The 7851-nt window shown below is 48.2% G+C and carries 3 protein-coding genes; 2 read left to right on the top strand and 1 reads right to left on the bottom strand.

All coding sequences use genetic code 11. The features are described from left to right. Positions 1 to 85 precede the first annotated feature (85 nt). Complete coding sequence (locus QUB11_RS21790) at positions 86 to 4216, bottom strand: EAL domain-containing protein (protein WP_333391732.1); 4131 nt, start codon at positions 4214 to 4216, stop codon at positions 86 to 88. 568 nt (positions 4217 to 4784) lie between these two features. Between QUB11_RS21790 and acnB the strand changes: the two genes are divergently transcribed. Together acnB and QUB11_RS21800 are read left to right on the top strand one after the other, a co-directional pair. Beyond that, on the top strand, positions 4785 to 7400 hold the full coding sequence (gene acnB / locus QUB11_RS21795) for a bifunctional aconitate hydratase 2/2-methylisocitrate dehydratase (RefSeq protein ID WP_333391734.1): 2616 nt from the start codon (positions 4785 to 4787) through the stop codon (positions 7398 to 7400). Positions 7401 to 7470: 70 nt separating this feature from the next. After that, positions 7471 to 7836 (top strand): hypothetical protein, encoded by a 366-nt coding sequence (locus QUB11_RS21800; RefSeq protein ID WP_333391736.1) that lies wholly within the window; start codon positions 7471 to 7473, stop codon positions 7834 to 7836. The last annotated feature ends 15 nt before the right edge of the window (positions 7837 to 7851 follow it).

The following is a 7851-nucleotide window of genomic DNA, read 5'->3' on the forward strand; positions in this document are numbered from 1 at the left end:
CCCTGGTGCATCAGTTTTGAGATTAGGAGTTTGTAGCAAAAATGTCTTCACAGGGTGAGGCACTATTTACCAATCTGTAGCTCAATCAGTCCCTAATTTCTATATTACCGAGATTTATCAGGATTTCGGTCACGGCAGAACTGTCCAAAGGTTTAGAAAACCAATATCCCTGAGCTAATTCGCAGTCTAATTCTCGAAGCTGTGCTAACTGTTCGCCTGTCTCTACACCTTCGGCGATCGCATTCAATCCCAAATTGTGAGCCAAAGTTACGATCGCCCGCACAATCTGCAAAGGCTGACCCCCGTCGTCACCATTTTCGACAGCCCCCAAGCGGCTCACAAAAGATCGATCGATCTTCAGTGTATCCAGCGGAAAACGGTGCAAGTAACTTAAAGACGAATAGCCAGTACCGAAATCGTCTATCGACAATCGAATATTCCTACCTTTTAATTCGGCTAGCACAATATTGGCTTTTTTCACATTTTCTACGATCGCACTTTCAGTAATCTCCAATTTTAAACAGCTCGGATCGCAGCCAGTTTCTGCTAAAATTTCATCGATTTCCTCGATTAAATTCGGCATACCTAACTGTTTAGGAGAGAGATTGACGCTCATTGTTAATTGCGAAGGATCAATAATGGGTAATTTAAAATTCGCAATTGGTAGCTGGGAAGTTGTACTGAACGTAGCCGAAGAGTTGGTAATTGGGAATTGGGAATTGGTAATAGAGGAGTGGAAATCGGTAATCGGGAATTGGTAACTGGGAATTGGTAATTTTTTACCGATTCTTTCTTCCCTGTGACCAATACTGGGGCTACGCTCAGTAAAAGTTCCGTGTTCCTCATGCCCTGTATCTGTTACATCAGTTAAATCCCCTAAATTGCCCGTTGCCCTCTCCTCTGTTGTTACCCTGAGCGAAGTCGAAGCGCCTTCTTCCTTCTGGTTACGCTGAGCGACTTGCCCTGAGTGCAGCCGAAGCGAGTCAAAGGGCCTTGTTCCGACTTCCATTGGACTTCTTCCCTGTTGCTCGGTTAACATTTCTTGCCAAATCCGCAATTGCTGACAAGCTTCCCGCAACACCCAGGCTCCCAGAGGCACGATCAAACCTGTTTCTTCAGCTACAGGGATAAAAGTAGACGGCGGAACTAGACCCCGAACCGGGTGGTGCCAGCGCACCAAGGCCTCAAAACCTTCGAGCGCACCGCTGGCGATCGAAACAATCGGTTGGTAGTGCACAATAAAGTGCGAACATTGATTCTTGCTCTCTCCTAATTCCTCCTTGCCCAAAATAGCCAACCGCAGGTCAGTTTCTAACTGCAACAGCGACATAGTTTGGTCGTGCATCGCCAAATTAAACACTTCGTGGCGGGCCTTACCCAAAGCTTTAGCGCGGTACATAGCGATGTCAGCATCGCGTAGGAATTCTTCCGGGTGAGTGTACGAATTTAATTCGCCACTGGGGGTGGCTTCGCCTCGACTGAAAACAATGCCAATGCTAGCGGTGGTAAATACTTCGTGCCCTTCGAGATGAAACGGCTTCGTCAGTTCTTTTTGTATCTTTTTAGCTGCGAGGGTGGCGTCGCTGAGGCTCTGAATGTGGTCTAGCAGGATCGTGAATTCGTCTCCCCCCAGTCTGGCGACGGTATCCGAAACCCGGACGCAGGTTTGCAGTCGCTGGGCGAGGGCGATTAGCAGTTTGTCTCCTAAAACGTGTCCTAAAGAATCATTAACTACTTTGAAGCGGTCTAAATCTAGGAAAAGTAAACCAAATTTGTAATCGGGGGACTGATTGGATCTGCGGATGGCTTGTCCTAGCCTGTCGATGAACAAAACCCGGTTGGGCAAACCCGTCAGCGCATCGTGAAAAGCGCCGTGCAGCAGTTCCCGTTCTACTCGCTTGCGCTCGGTGACATCTCGGATAATAATCTGGCCGGCCGTCGAGCCTTGATAAATAGCGGGGATACCGGCCATTTCAACGTCTATTATTTGTCCGTCGAGCCGCATTAGTTTTTGTTCGGCAAGGTCGAGTGGCTGATTTTCTGTCTCGACTAGCCGAATGCGCTCTGTGGCTATTTCCACATAGTTTGGATGGACGAAATGCAATATGGGAAAGCCAATCAGCGCTTCGGGAGAACTCGCACCGAGGAGTTTCGCGCCGGCAGCATTGATGTAGGCGATTTTCCCTTGACTGTGAACGGCGATCGCTTCGGGAGATAGTTCTACTAAACGGCGATAGCGTTCTTCACTTTCTTTGAGAGATACTATCAACTCGCATCGCTCTTTTTCAGCTTGCTGGCGTTCGATTTCCATTTGGTGAACCGCCAGAATTTTCCCAATACTTTGAGCCATCAATTCTATAATTTCTATTTCCTCGTACTTGAACTTTCTTTTCTTTATTTCTGGCGAACTAAAACTTAACGTACCGTAAGTTTTATTGTTGACAAATATCGGCGTTCCGATGTAAGATTCTGATTTGCAGCTTAGATAAGCAGGATGTTCGCGCATCTCAATATTTGCTCCTATATGAGAATACGCAACTGTTTTGTTGAGCTTAATTACTGCGGCGCAGTAAGTATCGCTGAGGTTCAATTCTAAGCCTCGCACGAAGTATCCTAAATCAGTTTTCGCTGCCTGGACAATAAAAGTTTCGCTGTCAACTTCAGCCATGATGCCCATAGAAAGTCCAAACATCAAACAGCCGGCTGTTAGATAATCGTCAACCAGTTCTTCAAAGTTTTGATAATGATAAGTTGTAATCCGGTGCAAGTGTTTGAGATTAGCGCTAAAAGCTGCTAAAGCTTGAGATTTTAAAAATAACTCTTCTTCCGAACGCTGGCGGTCGGTAATGTCTGTTTGTACTCCAATAAAGTGGGTTAAGTGTCGCCGCGAGTTGTAAACCGGAGCGATCGACAATTCGTGCCAAAAAGGCGTGCCGTCTTTCCGAAAGTTGCGTAATATAACTTGAGCTTCTCTGCCTTCTTCAATCGCAATTCGCAATTCTTTGGCAGCGGGGCTGTCAGTGTCTGTGCCTTGCAAAAATCGGCAATTTTTGCCCATTAACTCGTCTCTGCTATAACCCGTAATCCGCTCAAAACTGGGATTGACATAAATAATCGGATTATCTGCAACGGTTGCGTCGGTGATTGCAATGCCGTTGCTGCAACTTTCGATCGCCCGTTCCATCATTTGTAAGCGCTCTTGCGATATAATCCGCTCGATCGCCGCAGCTAACACGTTGGCGATCGCTTCTACAAAATAAACGTCATCTTGACTGAAAACCCGCCCTTGGCTGGTATGAACCCCCAAAATGCCCCAGGCCTGCGAGGATGAACTGTCCGCTGGTTCTACTTGTCCCCAGTTCCTCCCCAGTCCCCGATTGCCGGGAATAATTACAGTAACGCCGCTGACAGCCCGGTGGTTATGCAGTAGTGGCAACTCGCTAAAGCGCGTTTCCACCCGCAAATCTTCGACGATTGTCGGTTCACCCACTAGCAATGTGTAACCTGCTTGCGATCGAGCAGAAGCGGCAACAGTAGCGCTGCCGACGAGACCGGGCTGCCAGCCAACCCCCGCTCGCAGCATAAAAGCATGACCAGAGGGCAACAGTTCTAACACCTGGCAATAATCAACGTCCAGGGTTTGAGCAATTAAAACCGCAGCTTTGTCCATCAGTGCGGACAAATCTGTTTCGGCCAGGGCCTGCTGCCCCAAGTAAGCGACGGCCGCTTGCTGGCGGGCCCGCGAGTGGATTGACGTGAGCAATTCCTGCTCCTTGGCCGCCGCTCGCTTCCGATCCGTAATGTCGCTGAACACCGACAGAACAGCTTTCCCCGACACCAATGTCAGATACCGCATCGATACACTTGCCCAAAACAGCGTGCCGTCAGCTTTTTTAAGCCGGATTTCTGTCTCGCGGACCAGTCCGTTGCGGGCGAGCCGTAACAGCAATTCCTGGCGCTCTGCAGGTTTGTGGTAGAGCGTTTCGGCTTTTTGGCGGTCGATCGACTTGAATCCTGTGAACCCGAAAGCCTGACGGCATAAATCGTTACTATAAAGAATTGTGCCGTCCGCCAGACTGCTGACGATCAGTGGCATCGGCATCGAGTTGCCGATCGTCAGCAGTAATTCTTTGGTTCCTTGGAGCTCTTTGTACAAGTCTGGCTTGGAGGCCCAGCCGTGACAGTCTTCAGAGTTTTCAGGGATAAAACTTTCCATTGTTTAATCGATCCATTAGCAGGACAACTTTTTTAAACTTGTGGTTAATGACGATTTCAGATGCAGAGCATTGGTAACAACTGAAGACTTAATTTGTCAATCAGTAAGATTACTCAAAAAAACTGCTTTTCTAGGAGTAGAAAATTCGCGATTTGGGAGTGGGTGGGCATAAATATGGGGCTCTGCATGATTCCTCGATCGCGCCGATCTGAGTTTTGTAGCCAAAATCCGAGTAAATTCTGAGCATAAGTGCTCATTGACAAGTGCTTCCCTAGCTTTAGTTGTCAGGGATAGATGCTCTTGACGATCGACAGTAGCCCACAACACATTAATCTTAACCACAACAATGCAACTGAACGCCCCTAAACTGCTCGGCTGGAGTTTGACATGCTGCACTCCCGGTGGAGAAAACACCTCTCTTTGGTATGACAATCTACTGTTTTTAAAGTTGCGTTAAGTTTTTATGTATAGCGAGGTACTTTGCCCAATGTGCAGCGGAAGCTCCTAATCTAAAAAGTAAAGTCATCTGCTTGCCAACCACCGAATACTATCCGAGGAGAGAGGAGAAATGCTTGAATCTTACCGCCGTACCGCAGCCGTTCGGGCCCATCAGGGAATTCCACCCCTGCCACTAGATGCCCAGCAAACGTCGGAACTGTGTGAACTGCTGAAAAATCCGCCGGCACAAGAAGAAGAAACCTTAATAGAATTATTGCGCGATCGCGTCCCCCCAGGCGTAGACAGCGCCGCCTACGTCAAAGCTGGTTTTCTAACTGGCATTGCTAAAGGCGAAATCCACAGCCCCCTAATTGCTCCCAAATGGGCAGTTTACCTGCTGGGGACAATGATGGGCGGTTACAACGTCCAATCTTTAATCGATTTACTCAATCCTACTGCCGAAATTGCTATTCCCGCCACCGCCGCCCGGGCACTGAGCAAAACGTTGTTAGTATTCGACGCTTTCCACGATATTCTGACTTTATCCGATACCAATCCCTACGCCAAGCAGGTAGTCGATTCTTGGGCGGATGCCGAGTGGTTTACGGGTCGTCCTGTTTTGCCAGAAGCGATTACCGTTACAGTCTTCAAAGTTCCTGGAGAAACCAATACTGACGACTTGTCGCCAGCACCTCATGCTACCACGCGGCCGGACATTCCCCTACACGCTTTGGCGATGCTCGAAAGTAAGATGCCAGGAGCTTTGCAAACCATTGCCGACTTGAAGCAAAAAGGTCATCCCGTAGCCTATGTTGGTGATGTTGTCGGTACTGGTTCGTCACGGAAATCGGCGATTAATTCCGTGCTCTGGCACATTGGCAATGATATTCCGTTTGTGCCGAACAAGCGCAGTGGCGGTTATATTTTAGGAAGTGCGATCGCCCCGATCTTCTTCAATACCGCTGAAGATTCCGGCGCATTGCCGATCGAATGCGATGTCTCCCAAATGGAAACAGGAATGGTAATTACCATCCATCCATACAAAGGCGAAATCACCAACGAAGCCGGAGAAATTATCTCCACCTTCACTCTCAAACCTGATACAATTCTAGACGAAGTTCGCGCCGGTGGCAGAATTCCGCTATTAATTGGACGAACTTTAACCGACAAAACCCGCGTAGCTTTAGGACTAGAACCTAGCACTATTTTTACCCGTCCTACAATCCCAGTGGATACGGGAAAAGGCTTTACTTTAGCACAAAAAATGGTAGGCAAAGCTTGCGGTTTGTCCGGCGTTCGTCCCGGTACATCTTGCGAACCAGTCATGACAACAGTCGGCTCGCAAGATACCACCGGGCCGATGACTCGAGACGAATTAAAAGAACTTGCTTGTTTGGGATTTAGCGCCGATTTGGTAATTCAAAGTTTCTGCCACACCGCCGCTTATCCAAAACCAGTTGATGTCAAAACTCACCATGAATTGCCCGATTTCATGGCAGAGCGCGCAGGCATAGCTTTGCGGCCGGGAGACGGCATTATTCACTCTTGGCTGAACCGAATGTTATTGCCAGATACAGTGGGAACCGGCGGCGATTCTCACACTCGTTTCCCTTTGGGAATTTCCTTTCCTGCGGGTTCGGGATTGGTGGCATTTGCTGCGGCCTTGGGCGTCATGCCTTTGGATATGCCGGAATCGGTTTTAGTGCGGTTTAAGGGTGAATTGCAGCCCGGAGTAACGCTGCGGGATGTTGTGAATGCCATTCCCTATGTAGCAATTCAAAAAGGTTTGCTAACCGTCGCGAAACAGAACAAGAAAAACGTCTTTTCTGGGCGGATTATGGAGATTGAAGGTTTGCCCGATTTGAAGGTTGAGCAGGCTTTTGAATTGACCGATGCGACTGCAGAGCGTTCTTGCGCTGGATGCACGATTAAATTGAGCGTGGAGACTGTTTCTGAGTACATTCGTTCCAATGTCGCGCTGCTGAAAAACATGGTGGCGCGGGGCTATCAAGATGCGCGGACGATGATGCGCCGGGTGGCTAAGATGGAGGAATGGCTGGCTAATCCGGTGCTGATGGAGGCGGATGCTGATGCGGAATACGTTGAAATCATCGAAATCGATCTGAACGAGATTAAAGAGCCAATTGTGGCTGCTCCCAATGACCCGGATAATGTTAAGTTGTTGAGTGAGGTTGCGGGCGATCGGGTTGACGAAGTATTTGTCGGTTCTTGCATGACAAATATCGGTCACTACCGCGCTACTGCGAAGGTGTTGGAAGGTGCAGGGGAAGTGAAAACTCGCCTGTGGATTTGTCCGCCAACTCGGATGGACGAACAGCAACTCAAAGAAGAAGGTTATTACAGCATTTTTGGAGCCGCTGGAGCGCGTACAGAAATGCCTGGTTGCAGTCTTTGTATGGGGAATCAAGCGCGGGTTAAAGATGCGACAACGGTTTTTTCAACTTCTACTCGTAACTTTAACAACCGCATGGGCAAAGATGCACAGGTTTATCTCGGTTCTGCGGAATTGGCTGCCGTTTGTTCGCTGTTAGGTCGAATCCCCACAGTCCAAGAATACAATGACATTGTGTCGAAGAGAATCGATCCTTTTGCTGGTGATTTGTATCGGTATTTGAATTTCGATCAAATTGCTGGTTTTGAGGATGAAGGACGAGTTATTGCTTTGGAAGATATGCCTCGAATTGAGGATATTTTGGGGATTCCCGATGGTGTGCTGAGCAAGTAAAAAGTGGGGCGGGCAATTGCCCGCCCTTTGTTTATAATATGAGTAAATGAGAGAAAGGAAAAAAGTAATTATGTCCGAACAAGTTTTAAGCAGCGAAAGCCAAGGGACAGTAGAATCAGCGCCCGAAACTCCTACGGTTGCAGACAAAGAAACCGATCGCCCATTAAGCCAGCCGATCGCGGAATTCCTCCGCGTAATTCAGCAAACTCCCAGAGAATATTGGCCGAATTTACTTCAGATGATGCGCTTATTTCTGGAAACGGTGACAGTAAAGCCCGTATGGTCCGAGCCTCCCCAGACATCTGAGAAAATAGACATTACTAAACTGTCGCTGGAGGAACGGATACAAAGAAATAAAGGTGCAATTGAATTAACAATACTCCGGACAGTTTTTAAGCAGCCAGAGTACCATAAGACAAGACTGAAGGAAGGTTAGGGTGATTTAAAATCA

This window comes from Microcoleus sp. B6-A1 (genome assembly GCF_036705085.1).
In the GTDB taxonomy this organism is placed as follows: Bacteria; Cyanobacteriota; Cyanobacteriia; order Cyanobacteriales; family Microcoleaceae; genus Microcoleus.